Below are 20,998 nucleotides of genomic sequence, written 5' to 3'. Positions count from 1 at the left end.
CCGGGTCGCTGCAACAACAGCGATCGGGAATAGCAGCCCGAAGTACGTAGACGGACGGCCGCCGCTAGGCGGGATTCTCACGTCCGGTGCCTTCGCACGCCCCTATGGGCGGGCCTGGGTTGGGGAGCCTTCGGGCTCGCCGGCACCTACGTTCCGGTCTGCTACCCGGCCTTGCGCCCGCCCACCCCGAATAGCAGCGGGGAGCGGAGTTCGATTCGCTACCGTAGGAGGCACTCTCATGCCCCAATCTTCACTCGCCCATTCCGGGCAACGCTTGACCCGCCTTAGTCCACTCGCCCACGCACACCGGAACGCCACCGCGACGGAGGCTGCCCATGTTTAGGCACAGCCGCTACGGCGTCACTGCCGAACATTCCGGCGCGGACATGTTCGTGACCGCCCATACCCCATGCGAAAGCCCGCGGAGCCTCGCCGGCGAAAAAGCAGCACAACTCTACGCGCTACTCTTCATGACCCGCGACAGCGCCGCCGCCGGAACATTCGGCGATCTGGTCGCAGACATCCAGGGCCCTCTGCTCTCACTGGCGACCGGACTGGCGCAAGAAATACTGGTGCTGAGCGAACTCGCGGCGGAGCATGGGGAGGACGGGCGCGGCGACGCGTAGCGGCGGGTTGGTCGTCCGCTGCTTCCGTCCAGTTCCAGGCATATTCGGAGTAGCTTCGGGGGAGTTCACAGGCGGGGGATTTTCTCCCCGCCTTATCCCTATGAGACCGACGATGCCGAGAATCTGCTCGCCGATGCCAGCCGTTAACAATAAATGTTGAAATTTCTATGGGTTTCGTGGTGGGGCCGTCGAGCGAACGGGCCGCTTCGCTAAACACCGAGTTGGAAGCGGTCGGCGAGTTCTTCGACGATCGATGCCTGCAATCTATCGCGGGAAACCTTGAGCGGATCGCGCTCCGCGGTCGATGCCATCCAGCGCTTGAAGTCGACAAACGCGTTTGGGCTGATCGTGGTCATTCGAGCCATCCGTCCGGTCACGGAAACGATGGGCGCCGAGAATGGGGGCGATCCCAGCAGGACATTTGCGCGTCGTGCCTGCACTGCCCAGAGGTCGTCTTCATCGTCGGTCAGTTGAAGCGGGTGGGGGTCAAGATCGGCGGCCTCGCGGCGCAGGATATCCACCTCGAAGCCCTTTGCGTTCACGGCCGTAAATAGTTGATCATCCCGAATTTCGAACGTGCTATCTACCTTGCGTAGAACATCCAGCATCGAGAGGTCCAGATTCTTCATTCGGCTGGCGAACTGGAGGCGTTTGCGCGTATCCCAAAGTAGGTCGATGTCGCGAGTTGCGAGTGCGCGTTCTTGCAGGCGAACTCCGGCCGCGGCTTCATATGCATACAGGGCGTGTGTCCCGATGACGATGAAATGCTCGGCGATATTGAGCCGATTCATCACGTGAAGGATGGCCACGAGGATGTCCGGCGCCCGGCCAACGCGGACCGCGCGGTTCAGGCGCCGATGTCGGTCAAGCTCGTCTGTGAGTGTCTTCAGCCGGGCTTCAGCGGCTTCCTTACGCGTGATGAACCGCGAGTACATGTCCTCGGTTTTTTCGGAGCGTACCCCGAGGCTTTTCTGTTTGTTGTCCACGCCGGTCCGAATGAGGTATTCGCGGCCCTTCGTGGTTCGCCAGAGCATGCCGCCGCGGACCTCTGCAGCCTTGGAACGCGCAGATTCCCACGCTTCGAACACCGCCTTGGCGTCGATGTACTGGCGCAACGCATCTTCATCCAACTCGATCCAGGGATCCATATGGTTTCAGTGTAAAACAGCAATATGCCCAGTTTATACTGAAACTTACGGTGTGCTTCAGGCGACGCATGTAGCGCGAATCCACTCGCACGCGGGTACTCTGGCGACGTATCAGGAGGAAGGGGCGGAGGCGATGCAGCACGCCAGATCGGCGCTTTCCCGCGGAAGAATTCTTCGGCCCGGTCGACAGAGAAGGTCGCGGCTTGGGAAGGATAAGGAACCTCCACCCTACGGAAATCCTCGCCGTACTGCCTGCGTGGCTCGCCGCTGCCAGGCCGCGTGCTCAATGCGGATATACGAATGCCAGGCCACCCGGGCTGTGCGTGCCGGAACTCAGCCCGCTTGAGATTCCTTGGCCGGCCGGCGCGCATCCCGGCGCTTGAGCGTATCGCTGGCCACGGATTCCGACAGGAACTGCCACAAGGTGCGAACCCGGATCACCCCATCCCCGGGGCCATCATGGGTCAGGCGGCTCGCCACCTCCTCCAGCTTGCCAAACATCTCCTGGCGAAGCTGCCCGCGCAGCACCGCAAGCAGCTCAGCCGGCACCACCACCTCGTCGCGGTTACCGAACCAGCGGCGCTCCCCAAGCAGCAGCAGCGCGGCCACCACAGCCGCGCCAATCCCCACGTTCTCAAAACCATCGAGATGGAAGCTACTCGCCGCAAAGCACAGCACGGCCACCGCGGCCATTGCGATAAAGGCAGTGCGAAGCAGAACAAATCCGCGAGGATGCGAGATGTAGCGCGCCAGATCCCGGACAGCAGTGATTTCGCCCTGCTCCAGGATATTGAGGACGTTGGTGGTCGAAACTTTCATGATTTTATTGTCTTGTCTCGTTGTTACGGCCGCGCAGGCTAGACTACGCCGCAAAATCGCGCTCCCGGCGCGGCACTCGCAGGACCCTGTCACCCGCGGAGAACCGGCAGTGTATACGCATGCAGCCAGAGGCGCTTTCCGCGCAGTGCCCAGCTGGACAGGCCGTAGCCAGAGATCGAGCCAGATTAATTCGATGGTAGCGCCCGAGCATAGGCCGTCAATTCACCGTTTGCCCTAGCCCGTCATCCTTTCGGGCTAGGTTCTGGCGCTTAAGGTCGCTTAAGGTCGGGGCTCAGGTCCGAGCGAAGGCCGGGAATGCACGGCGCCAGCAGGCGCCGTGATCAGGCGGGGAGGCAAGGCAACAAGACAATGCCAGTCAGAACGTTACGCCGGGGACTCTCGGCACCTGGCGCGTCTTGATATTGAAATGCGGCTCGCCGTAGGCCTCCAGCAAGCGAATGATCTCCCGGGCAGAATCCGCGCGCGTCGTGCGGATCTCGCTAAGCCGCCGGGGTGCGGTCGCGCCACTCACTATATAGTGCCGCCGCACCGTCAGCACCGACTCGCCAGGCGCCGGAATCAAGACGGGGTGCGCATCCTCCTCCTTGTAGCTGCCATATACCCAGCCCGACGGCGTCAGATGCGCCTCGATCCACGCCTCGCCCGATGCAAACACCGCCGCATCGGCCGCCAGGTTTTTTTCGATTGAATCCAGCATCTGCTTCTGCCCTTCAAGGTGACAACCAGTGCAACAGCGAACCATTCTCGTTAGGCAAACGCAGCGTCGGTACCCTGCCTTGGTAGGACCCACCCCGGCGCAGGGTAAGAATGTCTGGACAAAGGCATGCCCCGCCCGGCCGCCAATGCCATATCGACGGCGACAGCACATTCCTATCCCCACCTAAGCGTGGCACCTACCTTAGCGGGGTAACTGTAATAGACATGTGCACCAATAATCAGCACCAGCAAGCGTGACCCCTTGCTAATTCCCGATAGGGTGTAGGCACTCCCCGCGCCTACACCCTTTTTTTTGGGTTCATCTGATTTTTAGGTTCATCCGATTTTTGTGTGGGTCGATGCATCGCCGGGCTAATTCCAGCGCTGCCGTAGCTCCCCGCTTCCGCAGGGCGGGAGAGGGGGGAGCAAACCAGCGCTTTGCTTCCGGCAACACGCAGCCGCATGCAGTACCCACACAAAAGTCAGAGGTCCATTTTTAAGGGCATGGCAATCGGCAATGCTCAACAGGCCGCAGCAATAATACATCACAACATGATGTTTTGAATCTTGCTGAAAAGCCCTCTATCCATCTCCGAGCAAGCACAAATTCGCATTGCCGGGGAAGTCCCCCCGAAGTTATTCGATCCCCACCTTGGTGGGGAAATGAAAGGCCAGAACGATCCACGCATGGTCAACACATGACCGGCGAAATCAGGCGATGAGAGCGCGCGTTCCATCCACAAGCCACTCTCGCACGCGATAGCGGAAAACCGCAAAAAACCCCGGAAAAACCGCGCAAAATCGCGTAGCCCAATCGGGTGAAAACAGACAAACAGAGCCAGCAAACTCCATCATGAACACAAACCAAATTCTTCTGCATTACCCCTTTTAGGGGCATCCCTCCTTTTGTCGGGTCCACTCTTCAGTAGGGATAGAAAACACGGCAAAAACGGCCGCTTCGCCTTGAAGATCTACCCCCAAGAGCCATACACTTCGCCGGTCTTCGCGCAGTGATGCACTGCAAGAGCAAAGCGTGCAGGCATCAAGAAGCCACCGCCGCAACGTTCATCTCCGCGCTGCAGGTCACCGCAGCGGAAAGGCACCGACGTGTGCCATGTTGGACAAGCGGATTCGTCGCAGCAATCCCAAGCCAGGAGACGGCCAGGAGCGCGGACTTTCGGGTATCAAGGGAACTATCAAGACGTGTTCAAGCTTTCAAGCCTTCTGTCTTTCCGTAGAGCGTTGCTGTTGCTGGGGACGATTCCGGTGCTGGCATCCTGCGCGCTAGCGCCGGGCATGCGCTTTGATCCGCAGCGTCCGCTTGATCCGGAAGATCCTGAGTCTGTGCCTAAGGTCACGCAGATTACGCCGGCGTTGGTGCGGGCTATGAAGGCTGCTGCCACGCCGACTAATGCATCAGTGAGCGAGTTGTTTGGTGAGCCAGAGGCCTATACGGTTGGCGTTGGCGACATCCTTTCTATCGTGGTGTGGGATCACCCGGAGCTGGTGTTTCCTACGCAGACCTACTCGATTGGCTCCGCATACGAAATCCCCAACTACAGCGGCGCGGCCAACGTACCTGGCTATGTAGTCAGTCCCGCCGGCACCATCCAGTTTCCGTATGCGGGCGTGCTCAATGTTCTCGGCAAAACGCCGGACCAGATCCGCGGCGAACTGAGCACCAAGCTCAAGAGCGTCGTCAACATGCCCCAGGTCACCGTGCGCGTGCTCGCCTTCCGCAGCAAGCGCGTCTACCTGGATGGCGAAGTCAAGACTCCCGGCCCGCAGAACATTGACGATGTACCAATGACACTGGTTGAAGCGCTCAACCGTGCAGGCGGCGTCAATGTGTTGACCGGTGACAACAGCCGCATCCGCATTTCGCGTGCCGGGAAGAACTACTTCGTCAATCTGCCAGCGTTGTTGCAACAAGGTATTGATCCAACCCGCGTGATGCTGCGAAACGGCGACATCGTGCGCGTAGAACAACGTGAAGACAGCAAGGTGTTTGTCACTGGCGAAGTTGTGCGCCCCGCCGTCGTTCTCCCGCGCAATGGTCGCCTGACACTAAATGAAGCCATCGGCGAAGCCGGCGGTGTAAATCCGACCTCAGCCGATGCCAAGGAGCTTTACGTCATTCGCAAAAGCGATGACGGCGACGCCCAGATATTCCACCTGGACGGAAAGTCGCCGGTGTCTTTGGCGCTGGCGGAATCGTTCGAGTTGAAGCCGAAAGACGTCGTGTATGTCGACGCAGCCGGTGTAGTTCGCTGGAGCCGCGTGATCAATCAATTGATCCCGAGCGGCTCATTGATCAACTCCACCGCCACCACACTGAAATGATCAAGACCGTACTCGTGGTGTGCATCGGCAATATCTGCCGCAGCCCGATGGCGGAAGCGTTGCTAAAGCAAGCCCTGCCTGAGGCCAACGTCGTGTCGGCAGGGCTCGGCGCACTGGTCGGTCAACCGGCGGACGCCCATGCAGTCGACCTGATGAAAGACCTGGATCTGGATATCACCGGCCACCGCGCCCGGCAGCTCAACCGCGCGATCGCCACGCAGGCCGACCTGATCCTGGTCATGGACAACTCGCAAAGGCAGGAGATACAACGACTGCATCCGGCGACAACTGGCCGGGTCTTCCGGCTTGGCGAACTCGCCAAGTTCGACGTACCTGATCCCTATCGCGAGGGGCGTCCTGCCTTTGATAGCGCGCTGGAGTTGATCCAGCGCGGCGTGGAAGCTTGGGTGCCGCGTATCCAGGCCCTCCGTTAACAGAATTCGCAGTAGAGCTTATGAACCAGAATCCTCCTCCAGTTGCAGTGGCCGGACCGCCGGATGACGAGATCGATCTCGTCCGATACCTGGACGTGCTGCTCTCGAGCCGTCTGCTTATCGCGACGGTCGCCGCAGTGGTGCTGGCACTCGGCGTTGCCTACGCATTCCTCGCTCGACCTGTGTATCAGGCAGACATCCTGGTGCAGGTGGAAGATAACCCTAACAGCGCCAAGAGCCTGCTGGGGGACGTGTCTAGTTTGTTCGACGTAAAAGCGGAGGCGACTGCTGAGATCGAGATCCTTCGTTCGCGCATGGTAGTGGGCAAGGCTGTTGATAACCTGCATCTGTACATCACCGCCAAGCCGAATTACCTGCCGTTCTTCGGTGCATGGATTGCCAGCCGGGCAAAGGGCCTCTCCGAGCCGGGTCTGATGGGCTTCGGCGGATTCGCATGGGCCAGGGAATCCATCAACGTCGATCAATTCGATGTGCCAGAGTCCCTGGAAGGGGTGAAGTTCAAGCTGTTTGCGCTGGGCGAGGGCCGCTACCGCGTCGAGCAGGACAGCCTGGACAAGCCGTTGGAAGGCCGCGTAGGGGAGTTGCTGCAAGTTGATCAGAGCGCGGGGAGTTTTAGCCTGCTGGTGACGGATCTCAAAGCTAAGCCTGGGATTGTTTTCAACTTGGTCCGCAACTCACGTTTGCAGACGCTGGAGAAGCTGCAAGACCAGCTCAAGATTGCCGAGAAAGGCAAGCAGAGCGGCATTATCGGTGCCTCGCTTGACGGTACCGATCCCAAGCTCACGGCTAGCATCCTCAACGATATCGGCGACGAATATGTCGCTCAGAACATTAAGCGCAAGGCAGCCGAAGCTGAGAAATCCCTGGTATTCCTCGGCGATCTGCTGCCCCAGCTAAAGGCCGAACTTGAGCGTGCCGAAGTCAAGTACAACGACATGCGCAACAAGCGCAATACCTTCAACCTGAGCGAAGAAGGCAAGGCCTTTCTGCAGGAAAGCGTCACTGCGGAAACAAGCCTGCTTGAGCTGAAGCAAAAACGCACCGAACTGCTGACCCGGTTCACCGCCACGCACCCCAGCATCCAAGCCCTCGACCAGCAGATCGCCACGCTAGGCACAAAGGTGGGTGGCATGGCCTCCAAGTTAAAGACGTTCCCCAATGTTGAGCAGGACACCCTGCGCCTGATGCGCGACGTACAGGTTAACAATGACCTCTACGTAGGACTGCTCAACAATATGCAGCAACTCAAACTGGTCAAGGCCGGTAAGGTCGGCAACGTTCGCCTGTTGGACAATGCCCCCGTACCGGAGGAGCCCATCAAGCCCAAGAAGGGTATGACGATCGCCCTCGCCGCGATCCTTGGCGTGCTGTTGGGCGTGGTAGCAGCCTTTGTACGCAACGCACTCTATGGCGGTATCACCGACTCCCAGGATATCGAGCAGCACAGCGGCCTCAACGTCTACGCGACGGTGCCACTCTCGTTGCAGCAAGGCGTGCTCAGTGAGGAGATCCGCCAGCGCAAGCGCGGCCGGTTCCTTCTGGCAGACCGCTACCCCAACGATCCCTCTATCGAAAGCCTGCGCAGCCTGCGTACCGCGCTGCAGTTCGCCATGCTGGACGCCGACAATAACCGCGTTTTGCTGACTGGTCCTACACCAGGCGTCGGCAAATCCTTCGTCTCCGCAAACCTGGCGCTGGTCATGGCCACGGGCGGAAAGCGCGTATTGCTTGTGGACGCGGATATGCGTAAGGGCTATCTCAACCAGTATTTTGGCGAAGAGCGGCAGCGCGGGCTCTCTGATGTACTGGTAGGGCAAGTGAGCTTTGAGGAAGCCGTGCACCGCGGTGTCTTCGAGAATCTCGACTTCCTGAGCACGGGAGTGTTGCCACCGAATCCGGCGGAATTGCTACTCAATGAGCGGATGGTGAAGCTGCTACATGAGGTAAGTGATCACTACGACCTTATTCTGATCGATACCCCGCCTGTTCTCGCTGTATCGGACACCGCAATTCTGGCAGCTCGATGCGGCACAGTGTTTCTCGTCACTCGCTTTGAAAAAACAACCATAGGCGAAGTATCGGAGTCGGCGAAGCAGCTCCGTCAATCCAATGCGGAAGTAAATGGTGTTGTCTTTAATGGACTAGATGCAAGCGCTTATCGCTATGGATACGGATCAAAATACGGAAGATATCGTTACGCATATTACGGATACGCAAGCGGTGAGGAAGCTAAACGGTAATAGAGACACGTAACAATAAAAGATAGTGAGCGGAAGCTGCGATGGAGTGGGTTGCAGCCAAAAATTATTGTCTACTGATGCTAAGCTCAAATAGGTTAAATATGATATCAATAAACCATAAAATTGCCGTTATCGGCCTTGGTTACGTTGGCCTTCCGCTAGCTGTTGAGTTTGGGAAAAGGAGGCGTGTGGTTGGGTATGATATTAATACATCGAGAATCAAGGAACTTAAGTCTGGTCAGGATAGAACCCTTGAAGTAACCGCTGATGAGTTAATGGAGGCGGAAAATCTGAGCTTTACCAGTGATCTGGATGAAATAAAGGAATGCACGATCTTCATCGTCACGGTACCGACGCCGGTCGACGATACGAAGCGTCCTGATTTAACCCCGCTGATCAAAGCCAGTGAAGCGGTCGGCCGAATTCTACCGAGCGGTGCAATAGTTATTTACGAATCAACCGTCTATCCTGGCGCAACCGAAGAAGTATGCGTTCCTGTTTTAGAAAATTTCAGTGGAAAGAAGTTTAATGAGGATTTCTTCTGCGGATATAGCCCGGAGAGAATTAATCCAGGTGACAAGGGGCGTCGGCTGGCCGACATAAAGAAGGTGACTAGCGGCAGCACACCAGAGGTCGCCGAAACAGTCGACAAGCTGTACGGAGAGATTATTAAAGCCGGCACTCACAAAGCCAGCAGCATTAAAGTAGCAGAGGCGTCAAAAGTCATCGAAAATACGCAGCGTGATGCAAATATTGCGTTAATTAACGAATTTTCTTTGATCTTCCATCGCTTGGGTATCGATACAACCGAAGTCCTTGAGGCCGCAGGTACAAAATGGAATTTCTTGCCATTCCGTGCCGGATTGGTCGGCGGGCATTGCATCGGAGTTGACCCCTACTACCTAATCCAGAAGGCCCAGTCAGTTGGATACTATCCGGATATTCTTCTGGCTTGCCGCAGAATCAATGATGCCATGGGCCAGCACATCGCTTCGGAAGTGATAAAGCTCATGATAAAAAAAGGCCATGCGATTTCCGGTTCCAGAGTACTCGTTCTTGGATTTACATTTAAGGAAAATTGCCCTGATCTACGCAACACACGTGTCATCGATCTAGTAGCAGAATTATCCGCATTCGGCGCACGTGTCGAGATCTATGACCCTTGGGCAGATTTGACAGAAGCGCGAAGAGAATATGGAATCGAGCTTCAGTCAACAATGCAAGAATCGGAAGAATATGATGCTCTGGTCGTGGCGGTAGGCCACGACGAGTTCAAGACATTGGGGGCAAAGGCACTTCGAAATCTTCTAAACGATCGTGGCGTAATCTACGACGTAAAGGGAATACTTGGGAAGAGTGAAGTCGACGCCAGGCTATAGGTGAATTAGTACGATTTGTACCCGCACCGCGGTGACCGCACCCTGCGTAAGAGCTAGTGGAATCCCTGTCGATGGACGTCAGTCGCACAATCTTAGAGAAGTTCAATAAAATAAGATCAAACAGAACTGTTAGATCAATTACCGTATTGGCGGGAGGAACGAGCCTCGCGCAGGCAATTACGGTACTTTCGTTGCCGTTGCTAACCAGGATATATACGCCAAGTGATTTCAGTGCCTTGGCGGTGTATAGCGCATTACTGGGAATAATATCGGTCGCTGCATGTTTACGTTTGGAGGCTGCGATCCCCCTCGCAGAGCGTGACGAAGATGCGGCGAGCCTGGTTGCATTGTCTGTCATTGTGCTGCTGCTTGTATCGCTGCTAACGGCCGGTTTTATTATCTTAGTCGATAAAAGTTTTTTTGGTTTACTGAAGAATAATCAACTGATTCCCTATCTCTGGATACTGCCAATCGGTGTCTTTGCTACAGGTTTGTACAGCATCGTACAGTTTTGGGCGGTCAGAAAAAAATGGTTTCATGTAATTGCGAAGACTAGGCTAATCCAATCTACCTCTGGCGCTTCTATCCAGTTGATTTTCGGTCTAATAACGGGTACGCCATTCGGATTAATACTAGGGCAGACCGTCTCGAGCGGGACGGGGACAACAAGCGTTGGACTTCAGTTATGGAAATTTGATCGTTCAAGTTTTAGGAAAGTGGACGCAGCAAAGATGATCGCTGTCCTGAAGCGATACAGTAGCTATCCGAAATTCTCTTCATTTGAAGTCTTGGCAAACACAGCCGCAATACAGCTTCCGATCATCCTCATTGGTGGTGCCGTCGTCAGCAGTGAGGTGGGGTATTTGCTGTTAAGCATGAAAACAATGCAAATCCCCGTCAGCCTAATTGGAGGAGCAGTTTCACAAGTTTATCTTGCGAATGCGGTTGCGGAGGATAGAGTAGGAAGGCTTAACACTTTCACTGAGAAAATAATAATAGGACTGATCAAGGTCGGTGTTGGCCCCATTGTATTTGCGGGAATCATATCAGATAAAGTCTTCCCAATATTGTTTGGAGATGGCTGGCAACGCGCGGGTTCTCTTATTGCATGGATGACGCCGTGGTTTATTGCTCAACTTATTGCGTCTCCCATTTCCATGGCGATGCATGTGAAGGAAAAACAGCGGGAGATGCTTCTCCTCACTACATGTGGCCTGCTTCTCAGGGTGGGATTTGTCATCTTGACTCTGAAGTTTGCCTCCAGATTCGCCTCCGAGGCATATGCCATTTCAGGCGCAGTTTTTTATACTTTTTGCTATTTGATTTTCACTAAAGCGGCGGCATTGGAAGCTAATGCACATTTAAGGGTGCTTAGGGTGCTGCTCAAAACAACTGTAATTTGGGGAGTACTAGGCGTAGCTTGTCTGCTACTTCTTATACGGGTGGCTGCATGATTGTCATTTTTATTAAAAAACTGGGATATATAAGCAGGCCTGTAGCAAAATCAATTTTTTCTGTGTTTTTTTCCAGAAAATATTTGGTTGGCCGTCATTTTGACAAGGGCTATATAGGGTATTACTGGGCAATTAAATCAATTTGGTTCAATAATGTATTGAGGCTTGGGGTGGGAATGCCTTGGCCTACGATACTGGGCTGTCGCATCTCTAATCCGGATAATATTCATTTTGACCCGGATGACCTTAATATTTTTCAGTCTCCGGGAACATATTTTCAAAATTTCTCAGGGAATATTTATATAGGAAAGGGTTGCTACATTGCACCCAATGTCGGAATTATTACTGCTAATCACCGTATGGATGCTCTTGATGAGCATATGCAGGGTCGTGATGTGAAAATTGGTGCCGCTTGTTGGGTGGGGATGAATTCAGTCATCTTGCCTGGTGTCGTACTTGGCGAAAATACCATTGTTGGTGCCGGAGCTGTGGTAAGCAAGAGTTTCCCAGAAGGTAATGTAATCATAGGCGGAGTGCCTGCTGAAATTATTAAGAGGCTCAATTGCGTTGATGTACGGGAAGAGGGACGCTGAAATACGGGAATCGGGTGCGGCAATGTTGTTGTGCGTTTCCACTTTTTCAAGGCGATGAGTTATATGCTGCATATTCACATAATAGCGCTACTTGTCTTTGCATTTGTGGTGCACCACAAATCTCTCGGTGGATTGCGCTATAAACGTGTCGAAAATCCACTGATGCTGGTGGTACTTATATACATTGTTAGTGGATTGTCTTCTTACTTCGTCGGTGAGGAGATAATGCCAACATTCGATTTTCAGGCGCACAAAGATTATTATTATTTTGCATACACTTTTTTTTCGATTTTGGTCCTCTTACCAGTGTATTTTCTGAGAGGGTACAAGCTTGACGATATTTCAGATAGGGCGACGCGCCCGTTGAAAATTACATACATCATTGCGAGTGTGGGGATTTGGTTTTCTCTTGCCTATCAAATACCGTATGCAGTGCTGGCAATGTCGATGGGCGCTAAAACTGTTAGAGATGGCCTCAACGTTGAAAGTGTCAGTGTTTTGCCGGTCAGTTATTTGACCACGCTCGCGGTTGGAATATCTAGTTTTTACGTGATATTCATAGTCATGTTTTACATGGCTATTGTCAAAAAAATGGGATTTTATTACAAATCGTCGATGTTAGTTGGCGGGGCACTGTATTTTGTCTCTAGTATTTGTTTCTCAGCCAGAGATGGGGCGATATTCTTTGCGCTCACGATGCTTTTTGGATTTCTTTTATTCCGAAATTTGATGGAAAAGAAATCAAAAAAGAGAGTGTTTAGAGTGATAACTGTATTCGGTGCCGTAGCAATTGTTTTTTTGTGTGTCTTTTCTTATCAGAGATTCTTTGAATCTGGTGACGTATCAAATCTGGTGTCTGGGACCCTGGGATATATCGGACAACAGCCCTATGTTTTTGCGGAGACAATAGCATCACAAGCAACGTTTTATGGTTTGGATTTGCGGTTGCCATTGATTTCGAGCGTTCTTCTCGGCGGGGCAGCAGACGTGGTCAGATATGTCCCTTATGAATGGTCGTTTGGTACCTTCTTGAAAGATTATTATGCAATGTATGGATGGACATCGCTGGTTGCTCTATCTTTATTAACAGCGATTGTCTTCTGTGTGGTTTTTTCGAACAGAAGAAAATATCATCCATTAACGTTTTTGCTCGCATTGTCGTTCTATTTTCAGTTCATGACATCCGGCGTATTCTATTTTCGTTTGGGGACGATGCCAGGTAATCAGTATATGGTAATCGTTTTTTTGCTTTTCTTCGGAGGGAAGGTATTCCTTCGAAGAAGAGAACCATATTCCGGACACGGGTGAGGGGTACTACGGTCGCAGTTGCCCGTCGCGGATCTTCCATGAAAAATTTCCGCATCGAATATATAGATATTTGAATTTTGATTTGATATGAATATCACAATTTTTGCATATGATTTGCGCGAAAAATCGTTGGCTGGATCTTATCGGACTAGAAAGTTCGTTAGGTATCTTTCTGCGGGATTGGATCACATTAAAGTGATTTGCGCATTTGTCGATGAAAAGTTCAGAGACTATTGCGCTGCCCAGGGGGTCGACGTCATCGTGGTGCCCGACGTGGATCATGAAATGCGCGGCTTTATGGGGAAAATATTTGTCCGGGCCGTGGCCATTCCTGATATCGGGGCGAGATGGGCTCGTCGAGCTCTACGGCAAAATCGAGTAGTAAAGGCTATCTCAGAATCTGAAATAGTCTATCTGAGTAGTCCGCCTCATGGCCTCCAGATGGCGGGTCCTTACATCACGTCGAAGTTTAAGATTCCTTTTGTTGCCGATTTCAGAGATGACTGTGTTACAAATCACAGAATAAAGTGGCGAACGCCGATTCATAAAAAGAGTGCGTATTCTATTGAGCGATTGGTTTTGAGGGATGCTGCGGCGGTTGTAGTCAACACAGATATTGTGGGAAAAAGATTTTCGGCTAGACATTCGATTTATGCAAAAAAAATATCGTGTATAACGAATGGATTTGATTTAAGTGATATTCAGAGACGGCTCGACGATGAAAGTCTGGTGGCTGGCGAGAAAACTGTGAAGCAGTTGATCTATTCTGGATCGGCATATGACGGCTTTGCGGTGGATGCTATTTCCAGAATAGCGACCTCGATTAAAGAGGCCGGGCTCGCCGATCGTTGGGAGATTCACACCGCCGGCCCTGGGAATTGGGATCGTGCATCCGCTTTCGGCAACTGGGTGCATCACGGACTGTTGAGCCAAGAGGATGCAGCCAAGTTAATGCTAAATGCGGATCTCCTTGTGCTCCTAATGCCTCCAGGAGAGCGAGAGCCTTCAGGCACTGTTCCTTTGAAGGCATATGCGTACTTAGGCTCAGATCGACCCATTGCTTATTTTGGGGAATCTGGATCGACAACAGATCTTCTCAAAGAATTTGAAGGCACATATTCCTTTCATCGGGATTTCTTGGATAGAACGGGATTTTGGCTGCTGGAGAACGAGAGGAAGATATTTCCGATGGCTGTGTCGCGATACCCAAAGGTTGAGAAATATGAATTCGAAAAATTGACAGAGGATTTGAGGTCGGTAATTACGTCGGCTATTTGTGGGAAGGAATAAATACATGAGGTTCGTGATCTGATGTGATCCTGAATATTATCATTCTCGTGTGTGTTTTCGTTTTAATCGGGTAATTTGAGGCGTCGAATGAAACCGGTGATACTTATTTTTATACATTACTATCTGCCAGGTTTCAGGGCTGGTGGGCCTATTCGAACAATTGCAAACCTGGTTGAACAGCTTCATGAGGATTTCATTTTTAAAATAGTTGCCACTGATCGAGATTTGGGTGATGTCGTGCCATTCGAGAGTATCAAGGTAGACGAATGGAGTCGGGTCGGAAATGCTGATGTAATTTATTTAAGCCCAGCATCATGTTCGTTGTCTGGTATCGCTAAGATAATTAGGGATACACCTCATGATGTTCTGTATCTTAATAGTTTTTTTGATCCAGTTTTTACATTAAAGCCTTTAATTGCTAGATATATTCGTATCTCGCCTTCAAAGCCGTTGATCGTCGCGCCTCGTGGGGAGTTCTCCCGAGGGGCCTTGGTCATAAAGAGATGGAAGAAAGCGCCTTACATTGCGGTTTTGAAGAAATTGCGTATATTTGGAAATGGATATTGGCAAGCATCCAGCGACAGTGAGGCACGTGACATTTTTAGAGTGCTTGGTGGAAGTGAGAAATTCGAACCGCGACGGGTGCTTGTCGCATCTGATTTTGCCATGGGGCCAGCAAGTTTCGATGAAAGTAGTGTGACGAGCCTAGAGTCGCTGCCTTTTGCACCGAAGTTCCCATCTGACCGGAGGGAAAATGAGAGGAGCGGATTGCGGATATGCTTTCTCTCTCGAATAGTGCCTATGAAGAACTTGGATTATGCGCTGACGGTCCTGTCGAAAGTGGGAGTGCCAGTTCGGTTCGATATCTATGGCCCGCAAGAGGATGCGGCGTACTGGACCGAATGTCAGAGACTAATTGCTCTTCTACCACAAAACATAAAGGTCGCCGTGTGCGGCAGTGTGGAGCACAAGGACGTGGTGCAGGTCTTGGCTCAGTACGACTTGTTTTTCTTGCCAACTAGAGGGGAGAACTTCGGGCACGTTATATACGAAGCGCTACGTGCTGGAACTTCCGTTCTAATCAGTAATGAAACACCTTGGTGTGGGCTTGAAGAACACGGTGTTGGATGGTCTTTTCCGCTTTCCGACGGAGATTCGTTTGTTCGGGCAATTGAGGACATAAGCCGCTGGAATTCCGAGATGTTCGAGCTAGCGCAAGCTCGTGCAAAGAGTTATGCGGAAAGGATTGCTTCCAATTCTGATGTGCGGAATGCAAATATTAAATTATTCAAAAACGCTATTGGGTCAGATGCCTGGGTGATTTGAATGAGGCATGGATTTCATGCGGGTTCGGGCCAGGCAGTGTGGTGCCGAGAGATCTTATCCGTGTCAGAGAGCCGATTTTTGTTGCTAAGTATTGATCGAAATTATTTGTTTTGAATTATTGATTGGAACTCATTAAAATGTTCGATGAAAAGACACTTCTGATAACGGGCGGAACGGGATCTTTCGGAAATGCAGTGTTAAGACGATTTATCGATTCAAATTTGGGTGAGATAAGAATACTAAGTCGTGATGAGAAGAAGCAGGATGATATGAGAAAAAGATATAATCATCCAAAGATTAAATTTTATCTAGGTGATGTGCGCGATATGCGCAGTGTGACTGCCGCTATGCGCGGAGTCGATTATGTCTTTCATGCTGCAGCGTTAAAGCAGGTACCGTCTTGTGAATTTCACCCAATGCAAGCGCTTGGTACCAATGTGATAGGAACTGAGAACGTCATCGAGGCGGCCGTAAATGCTGGTGTTAAGCGGGTCGTCTGTCTTAGTACCGATAAAGCGGTATACCCTATCAATGCGATGGGGATTAGCAAGGCGATGATGGAAAAAGTAATGGTCGCCGCCAGTCGCAATCTTGAAGGTACAGGCACTGTTATCTGTGGCACGCGTTATGGCAACGTGATGGCATCTCGAGGGTCAGTCATTCCTCTCTTCGTTGAGCAGGTCTTGGCAGGTAAGCCTATTACCGTGACCGATCCTGGCATGACTCGCTTCATGATGACGCTTAGCGACGCGGTGGAACTCGTTCTATATGCGTTCGCACATGGAAATAATGGTGACATCTTCGTGCAAAAGGCGCCTGCGGCTACTGTACAGGTTCTAGCGCAGGCCATTCTTGATCTTATGGGAAAGCCCGATCATAAGATTCGTGAGATCGGAACACGTCATGGGGAGAAGCTTTACGAGGCGCTTCTTAGTCGGGAGGAGATGGCCTGCGCGGAAGACCGCGGTGAGTATTTTAGAGTTCCGCCCGATGGCCGTGATCTGAATTACGCGAAATTCGTGGAGGAAGGCGAGAGACGGATTACAAAGAGCACCCATGGCGAGGACTACAACTCGCATAACACAACTCGCCTGGACGTTGAGGAGATGAAAGCACTGTTGCTGAAACTCGACTTCATGCAGCGTATCTCGCGTGGAGAACACGCAGTGGCGGAGGATTGATATCATGCGGGTCCTGATCACCGGAGCAGGCGGCTTTCTCGGAAAGAACTTGCTTTTGAAGCTCGCGGAACGCAGCGATTTGCATGTCGTTTCGTTCACGCGTGCGGATAGTTTGGAGAGCCTCCCTGAGTTGGTCGAGAATTCGGATTTTGTGTTTCACCTAGCAGGTGTGAATCGACCAGAGGATCCGCGAGACTTCCTTGCGGGGAATGTGGATCTCACCGTTGCACTTTGCAGTTCGGTGGCCGCTGTTGCAGGGAGGACCGGAAGGGCGATCCCGGTCATCTATAGCTCGTCTGTTCAAGCGGATCAAGATAATCCCTACGGTGATAGCAAACGGGCGGCAGAGGTGGTCTTGCGACATCTCGCAAACAGTCATCAAGTCCCCGTGCACATCTTCCGGTTACCCAATGTGTTTGGGAAATGGTGTAGGCCTAACTACAATTCAGCCGTGGCAACGTTCTGCCACAACATAGCACGCGATTTGCCCATCGAAATTAGAGATCCTGCAGCGGTTATTACGCTGGTCTATGTAGATGACGTTATTGAGAAATTTGTTCGATTGATGGATTGCGCGGACTCGCCCCACCTCGTTGAAGGTCTTGAGATAATTGCGCCGCAGTACACAATTTCAGTGGGAGAGCTCGCTAGGAAAATTCAATCCTTTAGGGATAGCCGCGCGACTTTGCTGACAGAGCGCGTCGGTGAGGGACTGCTTCGTGCGCTTTACTCCACTTATGTTAGCTACTTGCCAGTAGAGTCCATTGCATACTCTGTGCCCCAGTACGCGGATGCCAGAGGTGTCTTTGTGGAAATGCTCAAGACTCCGGACTCCGGGCAGTTTTCCTACTTTACAGCGCATCCCGGGATCACGCGCGGTGGGCATTATCATCACACCAAGACGGAGAAGTTCCTTGTAATCAAAGGTCAGGCGCGGTTCAAGTTCCGCCATATGCAGACTGGTCAAGCTCATGAGCTGATTACCTCAGGCGAGAAACCAGAGATTGTAGAGACTGTGCCTGGTTGGACGCACGACATCACTAATATTGGGACCGAAGAGATGATTGTCATGCTCTGGGCCAACGAAGTATTTGATCGTGCTCGGCCAGACACCTTTGCTTGTCAGCTGTAAGCAGGAACGCTATGAATAAGCTCAAAGTTATGACCGTGGTCGGCACACGGCCGGAGATCATTCGCCTCTCGCGCGTCCTGGCGCGACTTGATGAGTATTGCGATCATATATTGGTGCATACTGGGCAAAACTACGACTACGAACTCAACCAGATATTTTTTGATGATTTGGGTATTCGAAAGCCTGACCATTTTCTGAATGCTGCGGGCGGCAGCGCAGCAGAGACGATTGGCAGAATCATCATTGCTGTGGATAGTGTGCTGGCAGCCGAGGAGCCGGATGCCATGTTGGTTCTTGGCGATACGAATAGCTGCATGGCGGTGCTACCGGCAAAGCGACGCAAGATCCCCGTATTCCACATGGAGGCAGGAAATCGCTGCTTCGATCAGCGGGTGCCTGAGGAGATCAACCGGCGAATTGTTGACCACACTGCTGATATCAACCTCACTTACAGTTCGATCGCGCGCGAGTATTTGCTTCGCGAGGGCTTGCCGCCCGAGATGGTGATCAAGACTGGTAGCCCCATGGCCGAAGTGCTGGAGCACTATCGGTCGCGGATTGATTCGTCAGACGTACTGGGCCGCCTGGAGGTGATGGAAGGGCAGTTCTTTGTGGTGAGCACGCATCGAGAGGAGAACATCGATTCCGATGCGAATTTTGGCAAATTGGTGAATGTGCTCAACGCTGTAGCGGAGCGCTACGACCTTCCGGTGATTGTTTCGACGCATCCTCGGACGCAAAAGCGAGTGGATGTCATCGGCGCGAAGTTTCATCCGAACGTGCAACTGCTAAAGCCGCTTGGCTTCACGGACTACAACAAGCTGCAGGTTGCCGCGAAGGTGGTGCTATCCGATAGCGGCACCATCAACGAAGAGTCCTCCATCTTGAATTTCCCAGCGTTGAACCTGCGCGAGGCACATGAGCGCCCGGAGGGTATGGAGGAAGCTGCCGTGATGATGGTCGGTCTAGAGGCAGAGCGGGTTCTGCAGGGCATTGAGATTCTGGCGGACCAGCCTCGCGGTGAGAGTCGGCTTCTGCGCCAGGTCGCTGACTACAGTATGCCAAACGTTTCCGACAAAGTGCTGCGCATCCTTCACAGCTACACCGACTACGTGAACCGCGTGGTGTGGAAGAAGTACTGACGCATGGCCACTCGGATCTTATTGCTGACGCAGTGGTTTGACCCTGAGCCGACTTTCAAAGGCATGGTGTTTGCCCGGGAATTGGTCCGTCAGGGCTTTAATGTTGAGGTGCTCACGGGATTTCCAAACTATCCGAGCGGAAAGATGTACCCCGGCTATCGAATTAAGCCGCTGCAGCGTGAGATGATCGACGGCGTTCAGGTGACACGGGTCCCTCTGTATCCCAATCACGATCAATCGGCTGTCAAGCGCGTGTTGAACTATGTCAGTTTTGCGGCGTCGTCTCTCCTCTACGGGCTATTCATGGCTAAAAGAGCCGACGTCATCTATGCCTATCATCCGCCTTTGACAGTGGGGATCGCCGCTAGCCTGATTCGGCTGTTTCGCCGCATTCCGGTTGTATATGACATTCAGGATATGTGGCCGGATACGCTGCGAGCTACTGGCATGGTCAGGAACGAGAGGGCGTTGAACATCGTGGCTCGCGTTTGCGAGTGGGTGTATCGACGAGTGGATCATATCGTAGTGTTGTCGCCCGGCTTCAAGCAACTTCTCGTGCAGCGTGGCGTGCCTGCCGCGAAGGTTGATGTGATCTACAACTGGGCCGACGAGGCCGCGTTGGCCGCGCCAGCTGGCAGGCTGCCGGATGGATTTCCCGGCGGAGAACGGTTCCGCATCCTCTTCGCTGGCAACATGGGTAAGGCGCAAGCGCTTGATTCAGTGCTGGATGCCGCCGCTTTGTTGCAGGCACGGGAATCGCGCGTGTATTTTGTCATGCTGGGTGGTGGAGTCGAGGTAGACAGGCTGAAGGCTCTGGCTACTGAGCGGCAATTGCGGAATGTCATGTTCTTGCCGCCGGTACCAATGGCCGAGGTGGGAACTGTGCTCAACGCTGCCGACGCCTTGCTCGTACACCTTCGGAAGGACCCACTATTCCGGATAACGATCCCGTCGAAGACGCAGGCTTACATGACAGTGGGGAAGCCGCTTTTAATGGCGGTGGATGGGGATGCTGGCGATCTGGTCATGCGATCGGGGGGGGGGGTGGCTACCGAATCCGAGAACCCTGAAGCCCTTTCGACTGCTGCGGAATTGCTGGCCTCCCTATCGCCTGAGGACTTGCAACGGATGGGGGAAGGGGCGAGGCGTTTTTACCAGAATCACCTCGCACTGGCCGTAGGTGTCGCCAGCTTCGGGGCTATTTTCCGGCGGTTGGCGTCAAATAATCAATCAAGATGAAACGTGTTATCGACATCCTATTCGCTGTCATAGCCTTGCTCGTTCTGGGCATTCCGCTTCTGATCCTGATAAGGCAGGTGCGGAAGAAGCTCGGCAGCCCTGTTTTTTTTCAACAGGTGCGGCCAGGCCTGCACGGGAAGCCATTCCAGATGATTAAGTTCCGCACCATGACCGACGCACGCGGCCCGGATGGCGAGTTGCTTTCGGACGCGGAGCGCCTGACCCCCTTCGGCCGCTTCCTTCGTTCCACCAGCCTGGACGAACTCCCCGAACTGTGGAACGTACTCAAGGGCGATATGAGTCTGGTGGGCCCGCGCCCTCTATTGATGGACTACTTGCCCCTGTACACCACGGCGCAGGCCCGCCGCCATGAGGTTCGCCCCGGTATCACGGGTTGGGCGCAAATCAACGGCCGCAATGCGCTGTCTTGGGAAGAGAAGTTCGCGTTGGATGTTTGGTACGTAGAGCATCGTACGATTTGGCTGGATCTGAAGATCCTGGCTTTGACTGTCAAGAAGGTGCTGGTGCGTGATGGGGTCAACGCAGCAGGTGAGGCCACGATGGCACGATTCACTGGCGTCACGGTCAACGAACAGAAGGAGTAAG

Annotated in this window: 18 protein-coding genes; 15 read left to right on the top strand and 3 right to left on the bottom strand. The window is 52.9% G+C overall.

The window, feature by feature from the left end:
- The first annotated feature begins 335 nt into the window (after positions 1-335).
- On the top strand, positions 336-626 hold the full coding sequence (locus AC1Q7Q_RS14495; protein WP_492376329.1) for a hypothetical protein: 291 nt from the start codon (positions 336-338) through the stop codon (positions 624-626).
- Positions 627-835: 209 nt separating this feature from the next.
- Here the strand turns inward: AC1Q7Q_RS14495 and AC1Q7Q_RS14490 are convergent, their stop codons facing one another.
- The 3 genes from AC1Q7Q_RS14490 to AC1Q7Q_RS14480 form a co-directional block, all read right to left on the bottom strand.
- Positions 836-1,774, bottom strand: coding sequence for a GSU2403 family nucleotidyltransferase fold protein (locus tag AC1Q7Q_RS14490; protein ID WP_492376328.1), 939 nt, complete (start codon positions 1,772-1,774; stop codon positions 836-838).
- Positions 1,775-2,107: 333 nt separating this feature from the next.
- On the bottom strand, positions 2,108-2,593 hold the full coding sequence (locus AC1Q7Q_RS14485; protein ID WP_492376327.1) for a hypothetical protein: 486 nt from the start codon (positions 2,591-2,593) through the stop codon (positions 2,108-2,110).
- Between the two features lie 376 nt (positions 2,594-2,969).
- Complete coding sequence (locus AC1Q7Q_RS14480) at positions 2,970-3,311, bottom strand: hypothetical protein (RefSeq protein ID WP_492376326.1); 342 nt, start codon at positions 3,309-3,311, stop codon at positions 2,970-2,972.
- Between the two features lie 1,202 nt (positions 3,312-4,513).
- Between AC1Q7Q_RS14480 and AC1Q7Q_RS14475 the strand changes: the two genes are divergently transcribed.
- From AC1Q7Q_RS14475 to AC1Q7Q_RS14410, 14 genes are all read left to right on the top strand, one after another.
- Positions 4,514-5,653 carry a polysaccharide biosynthesis/export family protein gene (locus AC1Q7Q_RS14475; RefSeq protein WP_492376325.1) on the top strand — a complete coding sequence of 380 codons (1,140 nt, stop codon included), beginning with the start codon at positions 4,514-4,516 and terminating at the stop codon, positions 5,651-5,653.
- Positions 5,650-6,087 carry a low molecular weight protein-tyrosine-phosphatase gene (locus AC1Q7Q_RS14470; RefSeq protein ID WP_492376324.1) on the top strand — a complete coding sequence of 146 codons (438 nt, stop codon included), beginning with the start codon at positions 5,650-5,652 and terminating at the stop codon, positions 6,085-6,087. Before AC1Q7Q_RS14475 ends, AC1Q7Q_RS14470 begins: the two co-directional genes overlap by 4 nt.
- 20 nt (positions 6,088-6,107) lie before the next feature.
- Positions 6,108-8,348 carry a polysaccharide biosynthesis tyrosine autokinase gene (locus tag AC1Q7Q_RS14465; protein WP_492387176.1) on the top strand — a complete coding sequence of 747 codons (2,241 nt, stop codon included), beginning with the start codon at positions 6,108-6,110 and terminating at the stop codon, positions 8,346-8,348.
- 101 nt (positions 8,349-8,449) lie between these two features.
- On the top strand, positions 8,450-9,727 hold the full coding sequence (tviB, locus tag AC1Q7Q_RS14460) for a Vi polysaccharide biosynthesis UDP-N-acetylglucosamine C-6 dehydrogenase TviB (protein ID WP_492376330.1): 1,278 nt from the start codon (positions 8,450-8,452) through the stop codon (positions 9,725-9,727).
- Between the two features lie 71 nt (positions 9,728-9,798).
- On the top strand, positions 9,799-11,181 hold the full coding sequence (locus AC1Q7Q_RS14455) for a lipopolysaccharide biosynthesis protein (RefSeq protein WP_492376322.1): 1,383 nt from the start codon (positions 9,799-9,801) through the stop codon (positions 11,179-11,181).
- Positions 11,178-11,774, top strand: coding sequence for a DapH/DapD/GlmU-related protein (locus AC1Q7Q_RS14450; RefSeq protein ID WP_492376321.1), 597 nt, complete (start codon positions 11,178-11,180; stop codon positions 11,772-11,774). Before AC1Q7Q_RS14455 ends, AC1Q7Q_RS14450 begins: the two co-directional genes overlap by 4 nt.
- A 63-nt stretch (positions 11,775-11,837) precedes the next feature.
- Positions 11,838-13,082: a hypothetical protein gene (locus AC1Q7Q_RS14445; RefSeq protein ID WP_492376320.1), complete on the top strand. Its 1,245-nt coding sequence runs from the start codon at positions 11,838-11,840 to the stop codon at positions 13,080-13,082.
- 87 nt (positions 13,083-13,169) lie between these two features.
- On the top strand, positions 13,170-14,372 hold the full coding sequence (locus tag AC1Q7Q_RS14440; RefSeq protein WP_492376319.1) for a glycosyltransferase family protein: 1,203 nt from the start codon (positions 13,170-13,172) through the stop codon (positions 14,370-14,372).
- An 87-nt stretch (positions 14,373-14,459) separates the two neighbouring features.
- Positions 14,460-15,698 (top strand): glycosyltransferase family 4 protein, encoded by a 1,239-nt coding sequence (locus tag AC1Q7Q_RS14435; protein WP_492376318.1) that lies wholly within the window; start codon positions 14,460-14,462, stop codon positions 15,696-15,698.
- Positions 15,699-15,835: 137 nt separating this feature from the next.
- A complete protein-coding gene (locus tag AC1Q7Q_RS14430) occupies positions 15,836-16,879 on the top strand; it encodes a polysaccharide biosynthesis protein (RefSeq protein ID WP_492376317.1) in 1,044 nt (347 codons plus the stop codon).
- A 4-nt stretch (positions 16,880-16,883) separates the two neighbouring features.
- Entirely contained in the window at positions 16,884-18,011 is a 1,128-nt protein-coding gene (gene wbjC / locus AC1Q7Q_RS14425) for a UDP-2-acetamido-2,6-beta-L-arabino-hexul-4-ose reductase (protein ID WP_492376316.1), read from the top strand.
- An 11-nt stretch (positions 18,012-18,022) separates the two neighbouring features.
- Positions 18,023-19,153, top strand: a complete 1,131-nt coding sequence (wecB, locus tag AC1Q7Q_RS14420) for a non-hydrolyzing UDP-N-acetylglucosamine 2-epimerase (protein ID WP_492376315.1) — start codon at positions 18,023-18,025, stop codon at positions 19,151-19,153.
- A gap of 3 nt (positions 19,154-19,156) precedes the next feature.
- Complete coding sequence (locus AC1Q7Q_RS14415; RefSeq protein ID WP_492387175.1) at positions 19,157-20,392, top strand: glycosyltransferase family 4 protein; 1,236 nt, start codon at positions 19,157-19,159, stop codon at positions 20,390-20,392.
- Complete coding sequence (locus AC1Q7Q_RS14410) at positions 20,389-20,997, top strand: sugar transferase (RefSeq protein WP_492372917.1); 609 nt, start codon at positions 20,389-20,391, stop codon at positions 20,995-20,997. The genes AC1Q7Q_RS14415 and AC1Q7Q_RS14410 overlap by 4 nt, the downstream gene beginning before the upstream one ends.
- Position 20,998 lies beyond the last annotated feature (1 nt).

This window comes from Cupriavidus sp. GW823-FHT07A04 (genome assembly GCF_058794615.1).
Note: the sequence above shows the minus strand (reverse complement) of the source record. Positions and strands in the feature narration are given on the sequence as shown.

What these genes read in the sequence shown, in the direction of transcription:
- AC1Q7Q_RS14415 (WP_492387175.1), top strand. Translation starts at nt 19,157, where the DNA reads ATGGCCACTCGGATCTTATTGCTGACGCAGTGGTTTGACCCTGAGCCG.
- AC1Q7Q_RS14480 (WP_492376326.1), bottom strand. Translation starts at nt 3,311, where the DNA reads ATGCTGGATTCAATCGAAAAAAACCTGGCGGCCGATGCGGCGGTGTTT.
- AC1Q7Q_RS14440 (WP_492376319.1), top strand. Translation starts at nt 13,170, where the DNA reads ATGAATATCACAATTTTTGCATATGATTTGCGCGAAAAATCGTTGGCT.
- AC1Q7Q_RS14450 (WP_492376321.1), top strand. Translation starts at nt 11,178, where the DNA reads ATGATTGTCATTTTTATTAAAAAACTGGGATATATAAGCAGGCCTGTA.
- wbjC (WP_492376316.1), top strand. Translation starts at nt 16,884, where the DNA reads ATGCGGGTCCTGATCACCGGAGCAGGCGGCTTTCTCGGAAAGAACTTG.
- AC1Q7Q_RS14410 (WP_492372917.1), top strand. Translation starts at nt 20,389, where the DNA reads ATGAAACGTGTTATCGACATCCTATTCGCTGTCATAGCCTTGCTCGTT.
- AC1Q7Q_RS14465 (WP_492387176.1), top strand. Translation starts at nt 6,108, where the DNA reads ATGAACCAGAATCCTCCTCCAGTTGCAGTGGCCGGACCGCCGGATGAC.
- AC1Q7Q_RS14485 (WP_492376327.1), bottom strand. Translation starts at nt 2,593, where the DNA reads ATGAAAGTTTCGACCACCAACGTCCTCAATATCCTGGAGCAGGGCGAA.
- AC1Q7Q_RS14495 (WP_492376329.1), top strand. Translation starts at nt 336, where the DNA reads ATGTTTAGGCACAGCCGCTACGGCGTCACTGCCGAACATTCCGGCGCG.
- AC1Q7Q_RS14490 (WP_492376328.1), bottom strand. Translation starts at nt 1,774, where the DNA reads ATGGATCCCTGGATCGAGTTGGATGAAGATGCGTTGCGCCAGTACATC.
- AC1Q7Q_RS14470 (WP_492376324.1), top strand. Translation starts at nt 5,650, where the DNA reads ATGATCAAGACCGTACTCGTGGTGTGCATCGGCAATATCTGCCGCAGC.
- AC1Q7Q_RS14435 (WP_492376318.1), top strand. Translation starts at nt 14,460, where the DNA reads ATGAAACCGGTGATACTTATTTTTATACATTACTATCTGCCAGGTTTC.
- AC1Q7Q_RS14445 (WP_492376320.1), top strand. Translation starts at nt 11,838, where the DNA reads ATGCTGCATATTCACATAATAGCGCTACTTGTCTTTGCATTTGTGGTG.
- AC1Q7Q_RS14430 (WP_492376317.1), top strand. Translation starts at nt 15,836, where the DNA reads ATGTTCGATGAAAAGACACTTCTGATAACGGGCGGAACGGGATCTTTC.
- tviB (WP_492376330.1), top strand. Translation starts at nt 8,450, where the DNA reads ATGATATCAATAAACCATAAAATTGCCGTTATCGGCCTTGGTTACGTT.
- AC1Q7Q_RS14455 (WP_492376322.1), top strand. Translation starts at nt 9,799, where the DNA reads ATGGACGTCAGTCGCACAATCTTAGAGAAGTTCAATAAAATAAGATCA.
- wecB (WP_492376315.1), top strand. Translation starts at nt 18,023, where the DNA reads ATGAATAAGCTCAAAGTTATGACCGTGGTCGGCACACGGCCGGAGATC.